We start from the raw sequence: 21430 nt of genomic DNA, 5'->3' as shown, positions 1-21430 counted from the left end.
TTCTTGACTAGGGAAATTCCTAATTTAAAAGTAAATAAAACAGTAACAAGATTATGATTAATCGTTTTCATTTTTATTTCCTCTCTTTTCATGAGCATTTTGAAAATTTGAACAAAGAATAAAATAACAAAAATTATTAAAATAGAATTAATAACAGCTATTTATATTTATAACAAAAAAACAGAGACACAGCACGTTTCGTGCATGCTCTCTGTTTTTCAAACAAAAGATTATTTTGTGATGATTTGATCCAAACTTGCTAATGACAAAGCCATGGCAGCTATTTGACTAAGTTGTGTTAGTCGGTTCTTACGTACTGCTGGTTCATCAGCCATGACCATCGTTTGATCAAAATAATTTTCGATCAGTGGACGAAGAGCGACAAGCTGGTCGTAGTTTTCGTGGATCGTTTGGTCAGCAAAACTTGCTTTCATTGCTTCTACTGCTTTGTGTAATTCTTTCTCTGCGTCGTTTTCGAACAGCTTAGGGTCTACTTCTGATTGTTTTTCAAGCTGCGCTTTTTTCGCTAAATTCACGACACGTGTCAAAGCTTCCATTGACGGTTTGAAGTCTTCATCTGCAAGATGTTGTTTGAACAGTTGTGCTGCTGCAAATACTTTTGTCAGATCTTTTTGTTCCGCATTCAAAACAGCATCAATGACATCATGACGGATGTTCTTCGTGGTCAATAATTGGCGTAGACGCCCTTTGATAAAGTCGATCACTTGTTGTTGTCCTTCTGATAGACCAATGCCGAAACGATCCGTATCTTTACTGATAACATCACTAATCGTTTCTTGCAGAACAGACAAAGGAAAGGCCCATTTTTTCGACTCGATGATCCGAACGACACCGTATGCTTGGCGACGTAAGGCATACGGATCGTTTGACCCGCTTGGAATCATCCCAACTGCAAAGAAAGAAAAGATGCTATCTAATTTATCTGCAATCGCTAAAACAGAACCTACTGTAGACTGAGGTAGCTCTCCTTCACTGGATATAGGCATGTAATGCTCACGAATCGCTGTCGCTACAGCAGGTTTCTCGCCTTTCAGCAGAGCATATTTTTCGCCCATAATCCCTTGTAGTTCAGGAAATTCCCCTACCATGTTGGTTACTAGATCGAATTTATAGATTTCAGCAGCTCGTTGCAGATCCATCAATTCTTCCTCAGATAGTCCTACTTGTTCGCCAATGATACGGGCAATGACTTGTACCCGTTGCATTTTCTCATAGATACTACCGATTTTTTCATGGAAAGTAACAGTTTTTAGTTTTTCAACGTATTGGTCGATTGAAGCTTTCTTGTCTTCATTATAAAAGAATTCCGCATCTTCTAAACGAGCAGTCAATACTTTTTGATTGCCTCGAACCACATTTTCCAATTTTACCCGATCGCCATTACGAGCAGAAATAAAATGAGGAAGCAGCATACCTTGATCATTCCGTACTTCGAAATAACGTTGATGTTCTTTCATAGAAGTGACTAGTACTTCTTCAGGAACAGAAAGATATTTTTCTTCGAAGTCGCCAGAAAAGACAGTTGGATATTCGACTAAATTGTTGACTTCTTCTAGTAAATCTTCGTCTAAATCAATAACCCAATGATTTTTTTCTGCTAATTCATTGGCTTGTGTAACGATCATTTCTTGTCTTTTTTGCGGAGACGCAATAACGAATTGTTCATTCAATTTTTCTTCATATTCTTTTGCATGCGCAAATGTCACATCTTCGCCTAAGAAACGATGACCTCGAGAGGCTCTGCCTGTTTTGACATCCAAGATTTCGAATGGGATTACTTCGTCATCTAACAATGCCACGATCCAGTGAATAGGGCGGATATATTCAAAATCGTATTCTGCCCAATGCATCGTTACAGGGAAAGTCAGGCTTTTAATGACATCTGCTAAACCTGTCAATACTTCTTTTGATTCCTTACCATGAGTGTATTTCGTTACATAGACATATTCTACACCTTTTAATTCTCTAAAAGTGATAGCATCTGTCGTCAGACCTTGTCCACGGACAAATCCTTCCGCTGCTTTCGTCCAGTTTCCATCTGCGTCCAAAGCAATTTTTTTGGCTGGTCCTTTGACTTCTTCTTCACTGTCCGCTTGTCGTTCTGGAATGTTTGTTACTTTGATTGCTAAACGGCGCGGTGTGGAAAATGTTTCGATCGTATCATAAGTCAATTGGTTTTCATCTAAAAATTTTGCTGTTTTTTCTTCTAATTGTTTCATGCTTGGTGTGACAACATGAGCAGGCATTTCTTCCAGCCCGATTTCAAGTAATAAGTCTTTTGCCATCTTATTCAGCCTCCTTCACGTTTTCTGGATTTGCTGTGTTTTTATTCAACAAAGGGAATCCTAATTTTTCGCGTTCTGCCACAAAGATTTTGGCTACAGCACGAGCCATGTTGCGGATGCGAGAAAGATAACCGGCACGCTCTGTTACGGATACTGCACCGCGGGCGTCTAATAAGTTGAATGTATGGCTACATTTCAAGATATAATCATACGCCGGATGAACAAGATTTTCATCGATACAGCGTTTAGCTTCTTTTTCAAAACGATCAAAGTTGCTTAGTAGCAAGTCTTGGTCGCTTACTTCAAAAGAATATTTAGAATGTTCATATTCTGGTTGTTTGAAGATCTCGCCATATTTCACGCCATCAGCCCATTCTAAATCATAGACACTTTCAACTTCTTGGATATAAGAAGCAAGACGTTCTAATCCATAAGTGATCTCAGAAGTTACTGGTTTACAAGGCAGTCCACCAACTTGTTGGAAGTACGTGAATTGTGTGATTTCCATTCCGTCAAGCCATACTTCCCAACCCACACCGGCACAGCCCATGGATGGGTTCTCCCAGTTGTCTTCAACAAAACGGATGTCGTGTTCTAATGGATCGATTCCTAAAAGGCGCAAGCTTTCTAAATAAAGCTCTTGGATATTCTCAGGTGAAGGTTTCATCACGACTTGGAATTGATGATGCTGATACAAACGGTTTGGGTTTTCGCCATAACGTCCATCAGCTGGTCGGCGAGATGGCTCTACGTAAGCAGCATTCCATGGTTCTGGTCCGATTGCCCGTAAAAAGGTATATGGGCTCATCGTACCTGCTCCTTTTTCTGTGTCATACGCTTGCATCAGCATGCAGCCGTTTGATGACCAAAATTTTTGTAATGTTAAAATCATATCTTGGACGGTCAATTTTTTATTCATCTGTTTTGCCCCTTTCAATTTTAAAGCGTTGCTGTCAAATAAGAATACAGGAAAGAAAACGACAAAAAATCCCTATGTCTGATTACAGACATAGGGACGAATAATTCGCGGTTCCACCCTACTTCCGAATAAAGATTCGGCAGCTTCATTTATCGTACTCGCAAGTGCCTCTTCAAAAATCGTTTGGGTCCGGCTCCCACTCTCCCGAACTCGCTAAACCACGTGTTTTTTACTGATCTTGGTCAATGTACGTATTCATTTTGCAGTTTTCTTGTTTCTATAATAGATCCTCTCAGTGAACGATCTATTTGATCTACGGTTAATAATAGACGGAACTCCCTGTGTTTGTCAAATGGTTTTGATTTTTTGTTGTATGTTTCATTTACTATTCTTCTTTTTTAGGTAGATCTTTTTCAGACATGTCTTTCTCTGGCGTCTTTAATACGTGTGCCCAAGACTTCATTTGATCAATGAACTTTTTGCTTTTCAAATGGATACCGACATATTCATCATACAGCTGGTCGATGAGTTCACGGATTGCTTGTTTGGTTTCTTCTTTCAGATGGATTCCACTGATCTTATCATAAGAAATAGCTGAAAACATCCGAACGAAATAAACAGCTCGAGGATCTGCATGATAACGGTGATCGTCCATCGACCAATGTCTTTCGCATATCACACCACCATATTTGGAAGAATAGTCAAACTTCCCTTTTGTTTCCCCGCATACGACGCAGTGCGTCCAGATCGGCGCGATCCCGAAGCGTTGCAGTATTTGGACTTCAAAAATATTCGTGATGATTTCTGCATCATCTCCTTGGTCCATCCGTTGCAGTGCTTGTTGCGTAAACTGGAACAAATGAGGGTCGTACTGATGATCTTCGATTGCCGCATCTACTAGATTCAATAAATATGTGCCATAGCCGCTCAAAAAGATGTCTTCTTGGATGTGTCGAAACGCGTGGACATCTTTGACACTGCTTAAAAATGACAAACCTTCACTTCGAAAATTCCCGATATAAACTGCTTCAGTAAAAGGGAGCAAAGCCGGAGCTAAGGGCTGATTTTGCCGATGGATCCCTTTGATATAAAACATCATTTTGCCAGAAGATTCCGTAAAGATTTTGACTAATTTATCTTTTTCTTTGTAATTACGGCTAGATAAAATCAAGCCTTTTGATTCTGCAAGCTGGCTCATATTCTCCCTCCTAAAAAATAAATCTGGAAAAGCAGATTCTGCCGATCCAGATCATTTATGTTGCGATCTTCCGCAGCTTTTCTCAACACGCGGATTTTTATCCAGTTTATTTCTATACCTAACTTACAAGAAGCTCAGAATATCAATATTCGTCTTTTCGGTAGCCGAAGTCTTGCAGATAGACTTTTTTGTCTCGCCAGTCTTTTTGAACTTTGACCCAAAGTTCTAGAAAGACTTTGTCTCCTAAAAGATTTTCGATATCTTTTCTCGCTTTCGTTCCTACTTGCTTCAGCATTTTTCCGCCTTTGCCGATAATGATCCCTTTTTGGCTATCTCTTTCGACAATAATCGTAGCCTGGATATGGATTTTATCATTCTCGTTTCGCTTCATCGAATCAACAACGACTGCGACAGAATGAGGCACTTCGTCTCGTGTTAAAAACAAGACTTTCTCACGGATCAATTCAGAAACGATGAAGTATTCAGGATGATCAGTCACTTGATCATCTGGAAAATATTGTGGGCCCTCTGGCATTTCACTGACTAATACATCCATCAAACGTTCGACGTTGTTTCCTTCTGTAGCAGAAATTGGAATCACTTGTGCAAACGGCATCTGCGTTGAATAATCTTCGATGATTCCCAACAACTCGTCTGGATGGATTTTATCGATTTTATTGATAATCAGATAAACAGGAGAATGCACGTTTTTTAGACGTTCAATAATAAAATCGTCTCCCCGACCGCGTTTTTGATCAGCACTAATCATAAATAAGACCGCGTCCACTTCTTTCAACGCACTGTAAGCTGCTTCTACCATAAAATCTCCTAAACGATGCTTTGGTTTATGGATTCCTGGTGTGTCAATAAAAATCAACTGAGCTTCTGGTGTAGTATATACTCCTTGGATTTTATTTCTAGTTGTCTGCGCCTTATCACTCATGATGGCAATTTTTTGACCCACGATTCGATTCAATAATGTGGATTTTCCTACATTCGGGCGGCCGACGATTGCGACAAACCCTGATTTATGTTCTGGCATATACGTTCTCCTTTTTAATTAAACAACAAATGATATATTTTAGGGACAAATAAAATCAACCCAACGATGACGGAAAAACAAGCGGTCACTAAAACTGCTCCAGCTGCCATATCTTTGATTTTTTTCCCAATCGGATGAAAATGAAAATCCGTAAACATGTCCACGACATTTTCAAAAACAGTATTGATGATCTCTACTATCCATACGAGAAAAACAGCTAAAAGCAGCCATAACCATTCTATCCGATCAAGCTGGAAAATCACGCCCATAAACAAAGCGAGGATTCCGAACGCAACATGTTTCCTCATGTTGCGTTCTTCCTCAAAAACGGTTTTGACTCCTTGGACGGCAAATTCCACGGACATCAGGAAATGTTTGTTTTTCTCTACGTTTTTATCTTTTAAGTCCATAGGCATCTAAGATCTCTTTCTGTAAACCAAACATTTCTTTCTCATCCTCTGGTGTCATATGGTCATACCCGTTGATATGCAAGAATCCATGAACCGCTAAAAAGCCAAGTTCCCGATCATACGAATGGCCGTAAGCTTCTGCTTGCTCTGCAGCACGTTCAGTAGAGATCATGATGTCTCCCAGTACACGAGGCAATGGATTCTCTCCATCTTCAAAAATCACTGGGATTTCGTCTTCGCCCTCTTCTTCCAAGGCAAAACTGATGACGTCTGTCGGTGCATCTTTTCCACGGTAATCACGATTGATTACTTGGATCGCTGCATTGTCCATGAAAGTAACAGACATTTCTGTTTCTTCTGGCAACTCTAAATATGATGCTGCAAATTGCAACAAGTCGTCGATTTCTTTTATTTTCTCTTCTGAGACTTGGTTTGTTTCATCCATGAAAGTAATATCCATTATACATCGCTTCTTTCTATTCTTCTTGCTATTCTTCTTTTATCTTCTCAACTTCCGATTTCATTTTAGGATATTTGATCCGAGAATGGAAGGTACTGCTTAAACCGCTGATCAATGATTTTTCTACTTTACGGATTTCTTTTAACGTCAATCCACTGTCGTCCAATTGTCCATCGGAAATACGCTCTTCAATAAGATTATGGACAAAACTTTCGATTTTTTCGCTCGTTGGATGGTCCATTGCCCGTACTGCCGCTTCACAACTGTCAGCTATATTGACGATTCCTGCTTCACGGCTTTGAGGTTTTGGTCCAGGATAACGGAATTGCTCTTCCGTGACTTCCGGGTTGCGTTCCTTTGCCTTAACGTAGAAATAACGCATCAGCGTGGTTCCATGATGCTGTCTGCAAATATCGATCACCATTTGCGGCATATTATAATCTTCCAATATTTTGGCACCATCTGTCACATGTCCAAAGATAATATGTTTACTGTCTTCTGGCAATAAGAAATTGTGCGGATTTTCCGCTCCTGAAGGCAAGTTCTCAACGAAAAAGCTGGCGTGTTTGATCTTGCCGATATCATGATAATAGCAAGCTACTCGAGTTAGTAAAGAACGTCCACCGATTTCTGCTACAGCATTAGCACTTAGATTGGCTACCATCATGCTATGGTGATACGTGCCTGGTGCTTCTTCCAGCAACTGTTTCAATAAAGGATGATTAGGATTGCTGAGTTCATTTAATACGATCACACTATCATCATTGACCATCAATTCAATATAGGGGTGCAGACCTATCGTCAGCAAGAATGAGAACAGTGCACCTGTGAATCCGCAGACTAGCGTTAACCAAGTCGTTGCATCTCCAAAGCTCATTCCTTGGTAGATAATCAAAATGACATCCATCATCACAGGGAAAATAATGACCCACATAGCAGCGGATAACCCTTGTTCTGAGATCCGTTTGCGTCTGACGATCGTTGCCATGAGACCAGAAAATACATAGGACATCAAAATAACTGTCAGAAAGTTCGTGCCAATCGAATCATAAAAAATGAAAAGTGCGGATACTGCTTGGAAAATACCAGCCATGATCCCTGCTCTTCGATTCAAGAAAAAGCTTAAAACAAGTGGAGCAAAAGCCGCGGGGTAAAACAGCGGAATATAAGCAGCTTGTTCTGTTTGGAAGAGTTGGAAAAATTTCATTAGTACTACGCTGACTGACATTGCCGTCACGTAGAAAAGTACGTATTTTGTTCTTTCTCCTGCATTTTGGAATTGAAGTGAATTATAAATCAGTACACCGATTTGAAGCAAAACAGCTAAAACCATGGCAATGAGTGGGAAAATCGAAGTCGTTTGATTCGTCAATCCTAGTAATTCCAATTTTTTCATTGCTGAAGCATCAATTTGATTTCCTTCGCGAACAATGATTTCTCCTTGGAAGATCATCACTGGTTGTACAGCTTCTCGTGCAGATTGTTTTAATTCTTCTGTCTTTTTCTCATTCAATACATCATTGACTACAATTCCTTGATCTACTAAGTAGCGAATCATTTGTTGCTGCTCTGTTGTGACATTCAAATATTGAATCTGATCTTCTGCTTCTTGTTTAAAAGCTTCCAATTCGCTTTCACGAACTTGTTTACTCATCTGTTCGTCAATGAGCTTCAAACTTTCATCCCTAACTGTGTGAATTTCCGTTTCAGTCATTTCAAATATCGTCGAATAAAAATTGTTCGGCAGTTTTTGGTAAAACGCAACGTTTTCTGCATTCACGTTTTCAAAATTTTTCTTCAGTGTAGCAATCCGCTCTTCTGTAGTAGGTTTCGGGATATTTTCATCTTCCTTCGCCTTATCTACCTTGTCATTATAAGATTTGTTGATGGTATCATTCGTCTTATCGATCAATTCGAATAATTGCTTGATCCGATTGTTCTGGTCATCTGCCAGATCTTTTTGATAAGTATATTCTGGAGTCACTGCTTCTGCTGCCAGTTTTCTTCTTTGTTCGGTTTCTTCCGTGTTCTCGATCGTTTTATTCGCACGGATACTCTCTTCTGCTACTTGGCCTTCTCTAAAATCATTGGCCTTTTGTTTGACACTACTAAATGTAACGCCGCAGACAATGATAAAAAACAAGAACAGAAGGAAAGGCAATGCTGCCTTTCCGAGTTTTTCTTGTAGTTTCTGCAGTGTTTTATTCAACATGTGCTTATCCTCCTAAGCAAAGCTTATTCTTGATGAAGATCCGCCTTTTCATAAGCTTTGATGATTTCGGCAACTACAGGGTGCCGAACAACGTCACTTGCTTCAAAATTAACAAAATCGATTTTTTTGATTTGCTTTAGTGTTCGTTCTGCATGAACAAGACCACTTGTCGTCCCTCGAGGCAAGTCTATCTGACTTGTATCCCCATTGACAATCATTTTTGATTGATAACCGAGACGGGTCAAGAACATTTTCATCTGAGCGACTGTCGTGTTTTGTGCTTCGTCCAAGATAACGAATGCATCATCCAATGTCCGCCCCCGCATGTAAGCTAAAGGTGCGATTTCGATCACGCCTCGTTCCATCAATCGGTTCGTATGATCCAATCCAAAAATTTGGTATAAAGCATCATAAACAGGCCGCAGATAAGGATCCACTTTTTCTTTCAGATCCCCGGGTAGAAAGCCTAGGTTTTCCCCTGCCTCCACAGCGGGCCGCGTCAAAATGATTTTTTGCACTTCGCCTTTTTTTAAGGCAGCAATTGCTAATACTACGGCAAGAAACGTTTTCCCTGTTCCGGCTGGCCCTACACCAAATACGATGTCATGTTTGGCTACCGATTCAACGTATTTCTTTTGACCGCTGTTTTTTACCCGTATAGGTTTTCCATTACGGTCTTTGACGATCTCTTCCTCATACATCTCAACAAAATAATCTAATGTACCTTTTTGTCCCATTTTCAATGCCGTCACGACATCTGGTGTACTTACGTGGATTCCTCGTTTGATCAATTCCTGTAATGTCCGAATGACTGAGGCAGCCAAGGAAATCTGGGATTGTTCACCAATGATCTGAATGATTTCTCCACGTGTATGGATGGTTGTTTCCGTTGTTTCCTCGATCAGTTTTATATGCTTGTCGTGTGCACCTAAAAGCATGCTGACATCATCAGCAGCTGTCAATCTAATCTCTAAAGAACTAGACTCTTCCGTCAAAAATAGACATCCCCTTTTTTTCGATTCATTCTTTCCTATTTTACCATACTCAGAAGAAACTATATAGCAAATAAGAAAAGGTTGTAAAAGAGTCGCTTAACCATACGTACCAAGAAACGTTAAAAAATAGCCGTTTCCATTCGCTAAAGGTCTCGTTTTGATAAAAAGAAGCTGAGAATGTAAGTTATATGAAAGTGGAGAACAAAATATTTCGTTTCATTCAACAAGTATTCTCTAGGTATTTTTCCTGTTTCAAAAAAAGAAAACAAAATAGTTAAAATATTCTTGCATTTCAAAAAAAACAGGTGTATTATTACGTCAACAAATGAACATACAGCAAAGCGTCGAGGAAAACAGTAGGCTATTCAACGATTTATTCCCAGTGAGTCATGTAAGTGAGAAATGACAATAAATCGAATAGACGAACATCATTTCCGAGTCAATGTCGAAAACGTAGATCATTGTGGCTGCCTCCATTATCAGGCTAGCGGATAACTTTATCAAAAAGCGTCCGTGAATGAAGAAGCTTTTTTAAGCGAAAAAAGGTGGTACCGTTCTAGAATCTAGAGCCCTTTTCCCAAGTGGAAAAGGGCTTTTTTTTATTTTAAGGTGGTGGTTTTCATGGAATCTGATATTAGTGGCATTACTAATTGCTGCAACGTTTATATCGTCAATCAAAATGATAATTATTGGAGGAAAAATTTATGGAAGAAACAAAAACTTATTCATGGAAACAACTATTGATGGTCAGTTCACTTATCTTCGGGATGTTCTTCGGGTCAGGTAATCTAATCTTTCCTGTCCACTTAGGTCAAATGGCGGGCGCAAACTGGGTCAGTGCTGGCGTAGGATTTGCCATCTCAGGCGCTCTTTTCCCATTACTAGCTATCTTAGCTGTAGTAGTGACAAAAAGTGATGGTCTGTATGACTTAGCTAAACCTGTCGGAAAATGGTATGCTGCCTTGTTCTTAATCCTTGTTCATTTGACGATCGGACCATTTTTCGGTACACCACGGACAGCTGCTACTGCTTTTGAAATGGCTGCTAAACCATTTTTGCCTGAAAAATATAATTCATTAGGTATGTTTTTATTCTCTGCTCTTTTCTTTTTACTTGCTTATTTCCTTACTGTCCATCCAACACGGTTGGTCAAATACGTCGGAAAGTATCTAAACTCCTTGTTTCTTGCATTATTAGCAATCATTTTTGTCGTTTCTTTATTCCATCCAATGGGAAATCTAAATCAATCTGCTGCAGATACTTATCAAACAAACGCTTTAACAAATGGTGTCCTAGAAGGTTATAACACGGTTGATGCAGTAGCTTTGCTTGCCTTAAGTGTCACTTTTGTCCATGCAGTCCGTGACCTTGGTTTCAAAGATAAAAAAGTCACAGAATTAACGGCAAAAGCTGGTAGCCTGAGCGTTGCGCTAGAAGTCATGATCTATTTTGGACTTGTTCTTCTCGGTGCGATGAGTTTGAATAAGATGTCTTTATCAGAAAATGGCGGAACTGCACTTTCTCAGATCACTAATTTTTATTTAGGTAACTTCGGCGCTAGCTTCTTAGGAGTGATGGTCACATTAGGTGTCTTCACTACCGCTATGGGACTCGTTGTTTCTTTTGCGCAAGATTTCCATAAACTGTTCCCTAAAGTCAGTTATATGACATGGCTGCGGTTAACGACTTTCGTCTCTTTTGTCGTTGCAAATGCTGGTTTAGACAATATCATCCAATGGTCTTTACCAGTATTGATGCTTTTGTATCCATTGTCGCTTGCGTTGATCTTGCTTTCCTTAACAGCAAAATTTTTCCAAAAGACACCATTTGTCTATCAAGTAACGATGTTGTTTGCTGCTGTTCCTGCCGTATTGGATATGCTGGCAAATTCGCCTGCTTTAGTGAGTCAACAAAGAGTTGTAGCAAGCATGCTCGAATTTTATCATCATCACGTTCCTTTTGCTGCATTAGGACTTGGCTGGATGGTCCCAACGTTACTTGGTTACGCTGGCAGCCTACTGTTTTATTACGCCTATCGCCTATCAGGGTATAAACAAGAAGCAAATGAACTACCAGAAGAATAACCAAATCAAACACAATTTAACATAAGAAATATTAAACAGGAAAAAACCAGCTAGATGAAAGAATCCTATTCTTTCGTCTAGCTATTTTTTAGATTTCTTTTTTACGCGCACAAAAAAACTGCGGACAATGATTGTCCGCAGTTTAAATGATAAAATTAAGATTGTAATAGTTCTTTCACAATGGCATTTACTTGGTTTCCATCTGCTTTTCCTTTGACTTTAGGCATGATCGCACCCATGACTTTGCCAAATTCTTTCATTGATGAAGCACCAGTTTGTGTGATTGCTTCTTGAACAAGTTGTCGAATTTCTTCGTCGGAAAGTTGTTCCGGCATGTATTTTTCGACTATCACAATTTCACTTTTTACTTTTTCAGCTAAATCGTCACGTCCTGCTTCTTCAAACTCATGCAAAGAATCACGTCGCTGTTTCATTTCGCGAGACAACACCGTTAATTCTTCTTCTTCTGTCAAGTCGTGACCTTCTTTAATCTGCTCGTTTTGTATAGATGACTTGATCATTCGGATGACTTGTAAAGATTCCTTATCTTTCGCTTTCATCGCTGTTTTCATGTCATCGTTTAATCTACTTAGTAGTGACACACTACCAACTCCAATTCATCACAGAACTAGAATTTTTTGCGTTTTCTAGCTGCTTCAGATTTTTTCTTGCGTCTTACACTTGGTTTTTCGTAGAATTCACGTTTACGAGATTCTTGTAAAGTACCCGCTTTTGACACGGAACGTTTGAAGCGACGAAGAGCATCGTCAAGTGATTCGTTTTTGCGAACGACTGTTTTTGACATGTTAATTCCCTCCCTCCGAGCTTAAAAAGTAACCGTAATTGTTATTGAAATATATCTCAAAAAACAAGACTGTCCTGTAAATATTATATCTAATGCTGTTTTGACCGTCAAGGAAATCTTGCTTTTTTTTAAAATTATCAAATGTTATTTTATTTAAATCCTTATTGACAATTTTCACATCTTCCGAAAATCTCGAATCTATGCCCTTCGATCGTACATCCACCGAGCTGTTCTTCGAAATAATTCATTGGACACATATGGATTTCTTTCGTTGTTCCGCACACCGTACAGATAAAGTGATGGTGATGGCCGATTTCCCCTTGACAGCAATGAAAACGAAACTTCATCTCTCCATTTAAATCGGTTTCTTCCAGTAAATCGATTTCTGCAAAATCATGGAGATTTCGATAAATCGTATCGTAACTTACTCCTTTGAATTCCTGATTCATATAGTCAAAAACTTCTTTAGCGGATACGTAGCGATTGCGCTTCACTAAATAAGTTAACAATGCTTCTCTTTTTTTAGTATATTTAAAACCGTTATTTTTCAATGTTTCTAGTGATTGTTCAATCAATGTCTGTTTTTTCATGACTTATTCCTCCAAATCAAAATGATTACGAAGTACACATTCTAGAGTATGGTATAATAAACATAAAAAAAATGCAAGTGAGGTTTTATCCATGTCTTCCGATTCTACAGAAATCGTTACTTTTTTTGTCATCTCTGACTCTGCTGGAGAAACTGCGACAAAATTAGCGCAAGCCACTATGGCCCAATATCCTACCGTTGAGTTCAATTTATTCCGCAGAACATTTGTGACAGATGAGAAAACATTGATGCAGGCACTGCAAGATGCACTAAAAGAAAAAGCCCTTGTCCTGCACACATTGATCAATCAAGAATTGATCGAGATGACGCGTTCTTTTTGTGAAGAACATCAATTATTTAGTTTTGATGTGATGACTCCGCCGATATCAGAAATCGAGCGCTTAACTGGTATCAAGCCCATTCGGCAACCTGGCGCCCTTCATTTATTGAATGAGAACTATTTCAAACGGATCAAAGCAATGGAATTTGCTGTAAAATACGATGACGGGAAAGATCCTCGTGGGTTTCTAGAAGCAGATGTCGTTTTGCTAGGCGTATCCAGAACTTCCAAAACGCCTTTGAGCTTGTTTTTAGCTAACAAAAATTTAAAGGTTGCCAATCTACCTTTGATCCCACAAGCACATATTCCCAAACAGCTTTGGGAGATCGATCCTAAAAAAATCGTGGGACTGACGAATAACCCAGATATTTTAAACAATATCCGTAAAGAACGGATGCGCTCTTACGGATTAAATCCTGATACTGCTTATTCCGATATCGAAAAAATACGAGCTGAACTCGATTTTGCGAATGATCTTTATGAAAAATTGGGCTGCGTAGTAATCAATGTCGCTTCTTTATCTATCGAAGAAACGGCTTCACTTATTTTGAATGCTTTAGACCTAGAAGATCATAGTTATTATGGAACTGAAACCACCGAAGAAACAGACTAACAATTTTTCTTTAAAAAAACTGGACTGTGTCAGCGAGGAAGATTCGTTGACACAGTCCAGTTTGTCTCTATTTGCACCTATCGTTATTGATGTTCCACATGTTTGAGTGTCTGGTTCAAAATATCCAGTACGTGAGAATCATCAAGACTATACAAAATCGCTTTTCCCTCACGATGGGACTTGACGACATGGTTTTCTCTTAATAAACGCAGTTGATGCGATACAGCAGATTGTTCCATTTCTACTGCTTGGGTGATTGCTGTCACATTTTGTTCCCCGTCTTTCAGATACAGCAGAATTTTGAGACGAGTGGGGTCACTCAACATTTTGAATAGTTGGCTGACTTTCTCTACTTTTGTTTTTTGCGTGTCTGGCAATCCATTCACCTCCAACTTGAAAAAAGACTGACTTCTAAAGTTTACCACTTTTTCCATCAGTCTCAAGTTTTTTTATTCTTCTGTCATCTTTTGGATAATCGCTTCATAAGCGGCTACTTTTTCAGCTGCGTCTTCTGAAGAGTTTCCTTTTACACCGATATAAAACTTGATTTTCGGCTCAGTTCCTGAAGGACGGATAGCGATCCAGCCATTTTCTTCCAGCGTATACTTCAATACATCAGATGGCGGTGTCGTTAGTTTTTCTACATTTCCTTCACGGTTTGTTCTCGTCAACTCTTTGAAGTCTTCTGTTTGGATGACTTTTGCTCCGGCAAATTCTGTTGGTGCTTCTTCACGGAATTTTTCCATCAAAGCAGAGATTTTTGCAGAGCCTTCTTGTCCGCTCATTGTCACAGAAATCGTTTTTTCTGCGTAGTAGCCATAGGTTTCAAAAATCGTTTGCAAGCCGTCATACAACGTTTTGCCTTGTTTTTTATAGTAAGCTGCTACTTCTGCTAATAAGAGCAATGCTTGGATCGCGTCTTTGTCGCGAACGAAAGGTTTAACTAAATAACCGTAACTTTCTTCGAATCCGAACATAAAAGTATGGGAATGATCTTCTTCAAATTGTTGAATTTTTTCAGCAATGAATTTGAATCCTGTCAATACATTGAACATGGTAGCCCCATAGTGTTCCGCAATTGCTGTAGGTAATTCGCTAGAAACGATCGATTTCAATACCGCTGCGTTTTCAGGTAAAGTGCCTCGCGATTGGTGTGCTTCCAAAATATATTGAGCAAACAGTGCTCCGATTTGGTTTCCGGTCAAAACTTCATAGGAGCCATTTGGCAAACGAACGGCTGCACCTAAACGGTCTGCATCAGGATCTGTTGCAATCAGCAAATCAGCGCCTTCTTTCTCGCCAAGTCGTATCGCATACTCAAAAGCAGAGTGTTCTTCTGGATTTGGTGATTTGACTGTAGTGAAATCTGGGTCTGCGACAGCTTGTTCTGGAACTAGTACGAATTGTTCGAATCCAGCTTGTTTCAACGCACGTTCGCCCAACATTTTTCCTGTTCCGTGAAGTGGTGTGTACACAAGCTTCAAATCTTTCCCCATTGTTTCCACCAATTCATGATCAATCGTTACTGCTTTGATTTCTTCTAGATAAGCGGCATCCACTTCTTCTCCGATGATCGTGATCAATCCGCTATGTTCAGCTTCGTCGTCAGATAATACTTCAACTTTTAACGGATTGCTGACTTCACGGACATATTTCGTCAATGCATCTGCGTCTGCAGGAGGCATTTGTCCCCCATCTTCTCCGTAGACTTTATATCCGTTGTAAGCTGCTGGATTGTGGGATGCGGTTACCATGATTCCCGCAAACGTCTTCAAATGACGGACTGCAAAAGAAAGCTCTGGTGTTGGACGTAGACTTTCGAATACATAAGATGGGATATTGTGATGAGCTAATGTTTTGGCTGCTTCCATGGCAAATTCTGGTGATTGATGGCGTGAGTCATAAGCGATAGCGACACCTCGGCGTTTTGTTTCTTCACCTTGTGTATCCATGAAACGTGCAAGTCCTTCTGTTGCTTGTCTTACCGTATAGATGTTCATTCGATTGATCCCAGGTCCTAAGATTCCCCGCATGCCTGCAGTACCGAATTCCAACGGTGCATAAAAAGCATCTTCAAGTTTTTCAGGATCTTCACCCAGATCATTTAATTGTTTTTTTAAGTTTTCTTCTAAATTTTCTTCATGTACCCATTGTTCATACACTTGTTCCCAAGACATGAAAATAACACCTCTTTCTGAAATATGGTTCTTAATAAGTATAGCATTCACTTATTAGATATGAAAGTATGAGGACCAAAAAACGCTTAAATCAAGAAAAGATTCTTTTATCAAGCACGGTTACAAGTATTCGCATAAATCGGATTCAGTAGATTTCACGCAAAAAAAAGAGTAAAAGAACAATTGAAACCGTTCTTTCACTCTTTTTAAACTTATGCAGTTGTTTCTTCTAAAGATTCCAAGTATTTATACACTTGTTGTCCAGCGATCCCACCATCACCAACAGCAGTAGTGATTTGTCGCAAATCTTTTTCACGAACATCTCCGATGGCAAAAACGCCTGGTATATTCGTCTTCATTTCGTTGTCTGTTGGAATCCAGCCGGCTTCGTTCGTCAACCCAGCTTCTCTAAATGGTGCAGTTAATGGATCCAATCCAACATAGATGAATACTCCGTCTGCTGCCAAATCAAACTCATTGCCAGTTTTGACATTACGTGCTTTCACACCTGTCACTACCATTTCATTCCCAATGATTTCATCAACGACTGTATCCCACATAAAGGAAATTTTTTCATTCGCAAATGCACGGTCTTGGATGATCTTTTGTGCACGTAATTCATCTCTACGGTGGACGATGACTACTTCAGAAGCAAATTGTGTCAAATAGATGGCTTCTTCTACTGCTGAGTCTCCTCCTCCGATCACTACTAGACGTTTGTTACGGAAAAATGCACCATCACAAACTGCACAGTAAGAAACTCCACGTCCAGCAAATTCTTCCTCGCCAGGTACGCCTAATTTACGGTGGATACAGCCTGTTGCGATAATGACTGTTTTTCCTTCGTAAGTTTTATCTTCACAAATAACTTCTTTGTGGCTGCCGTGATCCTTGATATCTTGCACGATTCCATAAGCATTTTCTGTCCCAAATCTTGAAACACCTTCATACATCTTATAAGCTAGATCAGGACCCATGATTGAATCGAAACCAGGATAGTTTTCGATTTCTGCCGTATTGTTCATTTGGCCGCCAGGAGCGCCTTGTTCGATCATCAATACGGATAAGTTTGAACGTGAAGCATATAAAGCAGCAGTCATCCCAGCAGGCCCTGCGCCAATAACGATTACATCATACATATGTAGATTCTCCTTTACTTAATCAAGTAAGCATACTTTACAGCCAATGCGAAAAAAAGTCTATTGTTCTGCTTGCGTTTCTCGAATAGCTTTATTATACTCGAAAAATCCGCTGAAAAACAATAGACTTTTATAAATCATTGATCAATCGTTCGAAAGATTTTCTCCATTTGAATCAATTACTTTTTTATACCAGTTGAATGATTTCTTCTTCGAACGGGCTAATGTGCCATTTCCTTCGTTGTCACGATCGACATAAATGAATCCGTACCTTTTCTTCATCTCACCTGTACCAGCTGATACTAAATCAATACATCCCCAAGTCGTATAGCCTAATAGATCGACTCCATCTAATTCTACTGCATCTTTCATTGCCTGGATATGTGCTGCCAGATAGTCGATTCGATAATCATCTTCCACATAACCATTCTCATCGGGCGTATCGACTGCACCTAAGCCGTTTTCTACAATAAATAGTGGTTTTTGATAACGATCATAAATATCATTCATCGTTATTCTCAAGCCTAATGGATCAATTTGCCAACCCCATTCACTTGCTTCCAGATATGGATTTTTGACAGAAGCAAAGATATTTCCTGCAGTCTGTTCCAAGAGTTCGTTGTCAGTAGTCGAAACTCGAGAAGAATAATAAGAAAAGGAGATAAAATCAACAGTATGTTCTTTCAGCAATGCGGCATCCCCAGGTTCTATTTTGATCTGAATGCCATTTCGTTCCATTTCTTTCAATGCATAAGCGGGATATTCTCCTCGTGACTGGACATCAATGAAGAAATAATTTTCTCGATCTGACTTTCTAGAAGCCCAAACATCTTCAGGATTGCAAGTGTATGGATAATATGCTCCTGCTGCCAGCATACAGCCTACTTTGTTCTCCGGATCTACTTCATGAGCGATCTTCGTTGCGATGGCACTTGCAACCAACTCATGATGTGCCGCTTGATATTTGATTTGTTCTTCATTTTCTCCTTCTTCAAAATACAGCCCTGCGCCCATGAATGGTGCATGAAGGATCATATTGATCTCATTGAATGTCAACCAATATTTGACAAGTCCTTTATAGCGATTGAAGATGACTCGGCACAGATTTTCATAAAAACCAACGAGTTCTCTAGAACGCCACGCACCATATTCTTTGATCAAATGCATCGGACAATCAAAATGTGTAATCGTCACAAGCGGCTCGATCCCGTACTTTTGACATTCTTTAAAGACATCCTCATAAAATTTCAAACCAGATTCATTTGGCTCATTTTCATCGCCCATTGGAAAAATACGACTCCAAGCAATGGACATCCGATAAGTCTTGAACCCCATTTCTGCAAACAAAGCAATATCTTCCTTATAATGATGATACATATCGATCGCAATTTTTGCTGGATAAAAATGATCTTTATCAAATTCAAACATTTTCTTTTTTCCAGTAATGACAGGAAAACGGTCTTCTCCGATTGGCACAACATCTACGTTCGCTAACCCACGTCCGCCTTCATCATAACCACCCTCGCATTGATTGGCTGCTGTAGCACCGCCCCATAAAAAATCTTTTCTGAATCCCATCATACTTCCTCCATTACATGTGTATTGCTTGACAATTCTCTTGCCAGTTCATCTTGGACTTCGATTCCTTCTGCTTTTAACCGGCTGATTGTTTCCTTGAATTGCGGTAAATACTGCTGATGTGCAATAAACAACTCATCCATGATCCGTTTTGCTGTCTTTCCTGATCGTATAAGCGGATTGATCGTAAACGCTTGTAAAGCTGTTCCATAATCACCAGTCACGGCTGCTTCGATCGTCAGCAATTCCATATTCTTCATTACTTGCAACCAGCCTCTTTCAGCAGCAGGAAGGGAACCAAACGCTACATTTCGTGCGCCTTGTGCGCCAACATAGGCAGTGACTTCTACTACACAATCTGCCGGCAGATCAGGAACAGTTCCATCATTCTTTGTAGACACCACGATCTGTGTTTCTTTATTTCCATAGATCGAAGCAATCGTTTCACAGGCAGCATCTGAATAATAAGCACCACCTCGTTTTTTCAATTGTTCAGGTTTATGATCCAATTCTGGATCTTTGTATAATTCAAACAGCTCTGCTTCTGTTTCTTTCACTTGTTGCGCTCTTGTACCAATCGTTTGATATTCTTCTAAAGCATGTTCCAACATTTCTTCTTCACGGTAGTAATAGCGGTGGTAGCCACAAGGGATCATGTTCATTTGTTTTAATTGTTCTTTGAAAAACGGGATGTCAAAGATATTTTTCGGCAATCCATTGTCTTCATCGTATAAACGATCAATCAAATCTGCTGTGCGGTCATTTCCTTTATTATCTGCTACTTTGTGCCAATGGAAGTGATTTAGACCGGCAAACTTGTAGATCAGCTCTTCTTTTTTCTTGCCAAGCATTGCTGGTTCTGTCATCGTCGCCATTACTGGCACATTGCATAATCCGATCACTTTATCCCATTTGCCATATCTGATAACTGCTTCTGTCACCATCCCGCTTGGGTTCGCGAAATTGATCAGCCAAGCATTTGGACATAAACGCTTCATGTCTTCAACGATTGCCAAAACCACTGGAACGGTACGAAAAGCTTTGAATATCCCGCCAGCACCATTTGTTTCTTGCCCAATCATCCCATAATAACTAGGGATCCGCTCGTCTTTGATTCGTGCATCTAATTGACCGACACGAAACTGAGTCGTAACAAAATCCGCATCTTTCAATGCTTCTTCCCGATCCAAAGTTGCATAGATCTTGACTTCATACGGAGAAGCATCCCACATACGCTGAGACATCTGACTGACGATCTCAAGCTTTTCTTTTCCTTCTTCTACATCTACGAGCCAGATTTCTCGTATCGGTAATTCCTCATATCTTTTGATAAATCCTTCCATCAACTCGGGGGTGTAACTGCTGCCTCCACCAATCGTAGCGATTTTGATTCCTTTTGCCATGTTCTCACTCCTTTGCTTTTTACACTTTTATTATCTTTTTTGTAAACAAAACAAACAATAGAAATTCGTTTCTTTCCAGTAACATTTACAAAAGTTAGTGTTTTCTACTGGATTTTTGTAAATATCTTGTCAAAAAATGACTTTATTAAGCTATATAACATAAATCCGTTTACAAATCATTTTCAAAAAAGTTATAATTTACGTAAAAAAACTAGAAGAAGGTATCTACATGTTATTACGTGAAAAAATCAAAGAAATCTCCTTTTCTCCTTCAGAAAATGAAGTGATTCAGTTTCTCTTAAGCGATTCTCCAGCACTTGGCGAAATGACCATCCAAGAGATTGCTGAGCGATGTTATGTCCACCCGTCCACACTCATCCGTGTAGCAAAAAAAATGGGTTTTGATGGCTGGGTCAGTTTTCGTAATGCTTTTTTAGCTGAAACAGCCTATCTTGAAGGGAATTTTCAAGACGTAGATGCGAATCTTCCTTTTTCCACCACAGACGGTATTATGACGATCGCAAATAAAATGGCTTCTTTAGAACAGATGACGATTCAAGATACACTTTCTCTCATTCATCATGACCAACTGCAAAAAGCCAAACAACTAATGCTTCAAGCAAAAAAAATCGTGATTTTCGCCAGTAACTCGAATACTTTGATTTCTCAAGATTTCATGCTGAAAATGAAGCGCATCAAAATGGATGTCACGATTGTCACCACTTTTGGTGAATCGTTCTATGAAGCGTACAATTGCACGAGTGATATGTGCGGGATTCTGATTTCTTATACGGGTGAAAACAATGTGATCCTTCGTACCGCAGAAATATTGAAACAAAATCATGTTCCAATTTTAGCGTTGACCAGTATCGGTGATTCAACGCTATCCTCAATGAGTACAGCCGCTTTGCGACTTACGACACGCGAACGACTGTATTCAAAAATTGGTAATTTTACGATCAATACATCGATTTGTTATCTTCTAGACGTGTTATATAGTTGTGTTTTTGCAGAAAATTATCAACAGAATTTAGTCCATCTAATTTCTGTAGGACAAAAATTTGATAAACGCCCTATCAGCTCAGCCATCATGAAAGAGCCTTTCAATTTTGAAAATAAAGAAGTGGACTAAAAAGAATAGTTAAGTCTATTCCATTCTT

General features: G+C 39.4%; 19 protein-coding genes. 3 read left to right on the top strand and 16 right to left on the bottom strand.

Going from position 1 to position 21430, the window contains the following annotated elements:
• Positions 1-230: 230 nt before the first annotated feature.
• The 8 genes from glyS to OZZ83_RS11425 form a co-directional block, all read right to left on the bottom strand.
• Positions 231-2306: a glycine--tRNA ligase subunit beta gene (gene glyS, locus OZZ83_RS11460; protein ID WP_002316406.1), complete on the bottom strand. Its 2076-nt coding sequence runs from the start codon at positions 2304-2306 to the stop codon at positions 231-233.
• Position 2307: 1 nt separating this feature from the next.
• Positions 2308-3225 (bottom strand): glycine--tRNA ligase subunit alpha, encoded by a 918-nt coding sequence (gene glyQ, locus OZZ83_RS11455; protein ID WP_002336543.1) that lies wholly within the window; start codon positions 3223-3225, stop codon positions 2308-2310.
• A 385-nt stretch (positions 3226-3610) separates the two neighbouring features.
• Entirely contained in the window at positions 3611-4423 is an 813-nt protein-coding gene (recO, locus tag OZZ83_RS11450; protein ID WP_002314698.1) for a DNA repair protein RecO, read from the bottom strand.
• Positions 4424-4565: 142 nt separating this feature from the next.
• Entirely contained in the window at positions 4566-5465 is a 900-nt protein-coding gene (era, locus tag OZZ83_RS11445; protein ID WP_002288753.1) for a GTPase Era, read from the bottom strand.
• Positions 5466-5479: 14 nt separating this feature from the next.
• Positions 5480-5875 (bottom strand): diacylglycerol kinase family protein, encoded by a 396-nt coding sequence (locus OZZ83_RS11440; protein ID WP_025479401.1) that lies wholly within the window; start codon positions 5873-5875, stop codon positions 5480-5482.
• A complete protein-coding gene (gene ybeY, locus OZZ83_RS11435) occupies positions 5859-6335 on the bottom strand; it encodes an rRNA maturation RNase YbeY (protein WP_002294935.1) in 477 nt (158 codons plus the stop codon). Before ybeY ends, OZZ83_RS11440 begins: the two co-directional genes overlap by 17 nt.
• 28 nt (positions 6336-6363) lie before the next feature.
• The gene (locus OZZ83_RS11430; protein WP_128721605.1) at positions 6364-8547 is read right to left on the bottom strand and encodes an HD family phosphohydrolase; all 2184 of its coding nucleotides are present in this window, start codon (positions 8545-8547) and stop codon (positions 6364-6366) included.
• 23 nt (positions 8548-8570) lie between these two features.
• Positions 8571-9542 (bottom strand): PhoH family protein, encoded by a 972-nt coding sequence (locus OZZ83_RS11425; protein ID WP_002291698.1) that lies wholly within the window; start codon positions 9540-9542, stop codon positions 8571-8573.
• Between the two features lie 704 nt (positions 9543-10246).
• On the opposite strand from OZZ83_RS11425, the gene brnQ reads away from it, so the two are divergent.
• Positions 10247-11626, top strand: coding sequence for a branched-chain amino acid transport system II carrier protein (gene brnQ, locus OZZ83_RS11420; protein WP_002291696.1), 1380 nt, complete (start codon positions 10247-10249; stop codon positions 11624-11626).
• Between the two features lie 155 nt (positions 11627-11781).
• On the opposite strand, the gene OZZ83_RS11415 is transcribed toward brnQ, so the two are convergent.
• The 3 genes from OZZ83_RS11415 to OZZ83_RS11405 all read right to left on the bottom strand — a co-directional run bounded on the left by OZZ83_RS11415 (position 11782) and on the right by OZZ83_RS11405 (position 13021).
• Positions 11782-12228, bottom strand: coding sequence for a GatB/YqeY domain-containing protein (locus OZZ83_RS11415; protein ID WP_002291695.1), 447 nt, complete (start codon positions 12226-12228; stop codon positions 11782-11784).
• A gap of 26 nt (positions 12229-12254) precedes the next feature.
• Positions 12255-12431 carry a 30S ribosomal protein S21 gene (gene rpsU, locus OZZ83_RS11410; RefSeq protein WP_002287321.1) on the bottom strand — a complete coding sequence of 59 codons (177 nt, stop codon included), beginning with the start codon at positions 12429-12431 and terminating at the stop codon, positions 12255-12257.
• A 161-nt stretch (positions 12432-12592) separates the two neighbouring features.
• A complete protein-coding gene (locus OZZ83_RS11405; RefSeq protein WP_002287322.1) occupies positions 12593-13021 on the bottom strand; it encodes a Fur family transcriptional regulator in 429 nt (142 codons plus the stop codon).
• 91 nt (positions 13022-13112) lie between these two features.
• Between OZZ83_RS11405 and OZZ83_RS11400 the strand changes: the two genes are divergently transcribed.
• The gene (locus OZZ83_RS11400; RefSeq protein WP_002294941.1) at positions 13113-13973 is read left to right on the top strand and encodes a pyruvate, water dikinase regulatory protein; all 861 of its coding nucleotides are present in this window, start codon (positions 13113-13115) and stop codon (positions 13971-13973) included.
• An 83-nt stretch (positions 13974-14056) separates the two neighbouring features.
• Here OZZ83_RS11400 and OZZ83_RS11395 read toward each other — a convergent pair whose 3' ends face one another.
• The 5 genes from OZZ83_RS11395 to OZZ83_RS11375 form a co-directional block, all read right to left on the bottom strand.
• Positions 14057-14407, bottom strand: coding sequence for an ArsR/SmtB family transcription factor (locus OZZ83_RS11395; protein WP_002316410.1), 351 nt, complete (start codon positions 14405-14407; stop codon positions 14057-14059).
• A 15-nt stretch (positions 14408-14422) separates the two neighbouring features.
• A complete protein-coding gene (locus OZZ83_RS11390) occupies positions 14423-16150 on the bottom strand; it encodes a phospho-sugar mutase (RefSeq protein ID WP_104841514.1) in 1728 nt (575 codons plus the stop codon).
• Between the two features lie 212 nt (positions 16151-16362).
• Positions 16363-17289 carry a thioredoxin-disulfide reductase gene (trxB, locus tag OZZ83_RS11385; RefSeq protein WP_104841515.1) on the bottom strand — a complete coding sequence of 309 codons (927 nt, stop codon included), beginning with the start codon at positions 17287-17289 and terminating at the stop codon, positions 16363-16365.
• Positions 17290-17433: 144 nt separating this feature from the next.
• Positions 17434-18867 (bottom strand): 6-phospho-beta-glucosidase, encoded by a 1434-nt coding sequence (locus OZZ83_RS11380; protein WP_002325052.1) that lies wholly within the window; start codon positions 18865-18867, stop codon positions 17434-17436.
• The gene (locus OZZ83_RS11375) at positions 18867-20270 is read right to left on the bottom strand and encodes a 6-phospho-beta-glucosidase (RefSeq protein WP_278023346.1); all 1404 of its coding nucleotides are present in this window, start codon (positions 20268-20270) and stop codon (positions 18867-18869) included. The genes OZZ83_RS11380 and OZZ83_RS11375 overlap by 1 nt, the downstream gene beginning before the upstream one ends.
• A 229-nt stretch (positions 20271-20499) precedes the next feature.
• Here OZZ83_RS11375 and OZZ83_RS11370 point away from each other — a divergent pair, with 229 nt between their 5' ends.
• Positions 20500-21402 (top strand): MurR/RpiR family transcriptional regulator, encoded by a 903-nt coding sequence (locus tag OZZ83_RS11370; protein ID WP_002294948.1) that lies wholly within the window; start codon positions 20500-20502, stop codon positions 21400-21402.
• The last annotated feature ends 28 nt before the right edge of the window (positions 21403-21430 follow it).

It is taken from the genome of Enterococcus sp. E5-162 (genome assembly GCF_035725965.1).
In the GTDB taxonomy this organism is placed as follows: domain Bacteria; phylum Bacillota; class Bacilli; order Lactobacillales; family Enterococcaceae; genus Enterococcus_B; species Enterococcus_B lactis.
Note: the sequence above shows the minus strand (reverse complement) of the source record. Positions and strands in the feature narration are given on the sequence as shown.

What these genes read in the sequence shown, in the direction of transcription:
- glyS (WP_002316406.1), bottom strand. Translation starts at nt 2,306, where the DNA reads ATGGCAAAAGACTTATTACTTGAAATCGGGCTGGAAGAAATGCCTGCT.
- glyQ (WP_002336543.1), bottom strand. Translation starts at nt 3,225, where the DNA reads ATGAATAAAAAATTGACCGTCCAAGATATGATTTTAACATTACAAAAA.
- recO (WP_002314698.1), bottom strand. Translation starts at nt 4,423, where the DNA reads ATGAGCCAGCTTGCAGAATCAAAAGGCTTGATTTTATCTAGCCGTAAT.
- era (WP_002288753.1), bottom strand. Translation starts at nt 5,465, where the DNA reads ATGCCAGAACATAAATCAGGGTTTGTCGCAATCGTCGGCCGCCCGAAT.
- OZZ83_RS11440 (WP_025479401.1), bottom strand. Translation starts at nt 5,875, where the DNA reads ATGGACTTAAAAGATAAAAACGTAGAGAAAAACAAACATTTCCTGATG.
- ybeY (WP_002294935.1), bottom strand. Translation starts at nt 6,335, where the DNA reads ATGGATATTACTTTCATGGATGAAACAAACCAAGTCTCAGAAGAGAAA.
- OZZ83_RS11430 (WP_128721605.1), bottom strand. Translation starts at nt 8,547, where the DNA reads ATGTTGAATAAAACACTGCAGAAACTACAAGAAAAACTCGGAAAGGCA.
- brnQ (WP_002291696.1), top strand. Translation starts at nt 10,247, where the DNA reads ATGGAAGAAACAAAAACTTATTCATGGAAACAACTATTGATGGTCAGT.
- rpsU (WP_002287321.1), bottom strand. Translation starts at nt 12,431, where the DNA reads ATGTCAAAAACAGTCGTTCGCAAAAACGAATCACTTGACGATGCTCTT.
- OZZ83_RS11405 (WP_002287322.1), bottom strand. Translation starts at nt 13,021, where the DNA reads ATGAAAAAACAGACATTGATTGAACAATCACTAGAAACATTGAAAAAT.
- OZZ83_RS11400 (WP_002294941.1), top strand. Translation starts at nt 13,113, where the DNA reads ATGTCTTCCGATTCTACAGAAATCGTTACTTTTTTTGTCATCTCTGAC.
- OZZ83_RS11395 (WP_002316410.1), bottom strand. Translation starts at nt 14,407, where the DNA reads ATGGAAAAAGTGGTAAACTTTAGAAGTCAGTCTTTTTTCAAGTTGGAG.
- OZZ83_RS11390 (WP_104841514.1), bottom strand. Translation starts at nt 16,150, where the DNA reads ATGTCTTGGGAACAAGTGTATGAACAATGGGTACATGAAGAAAATTTA.
- trxB (WP_104841515.1), bottom strand. Translation starts at nt 17,289, where the DNA reads ATGTATGATGTAATCGTTATTGGCGCAGGGCCTGCTGGGATGACTGCT.
- OZZ83_RS11380 (WP_002325052.1), bottom strand. Translation starts at nt 18,867, where the DNA reads ATGGGATTCAGAAAAGATTTTTTATGGGGCGGTGCTACAGCAGCCAAT.
- OZZ83_RS11375 (WP_278023346.1), bottom strand. Translation starts at nt 20,270, where the DNA reads ATGGCAAAAGGAATCAAAATCGCTACGATTGGTGGAGGCAGCAGTTAC.
- OZZ83_RS11370 (WP_002294948.1), top strand. Translation starts at nt 20,500, where the DNA reads ATGTTATTACGTGAAAAAATCAAAGAAATCTCCTTTTCTCCTTCAGAA.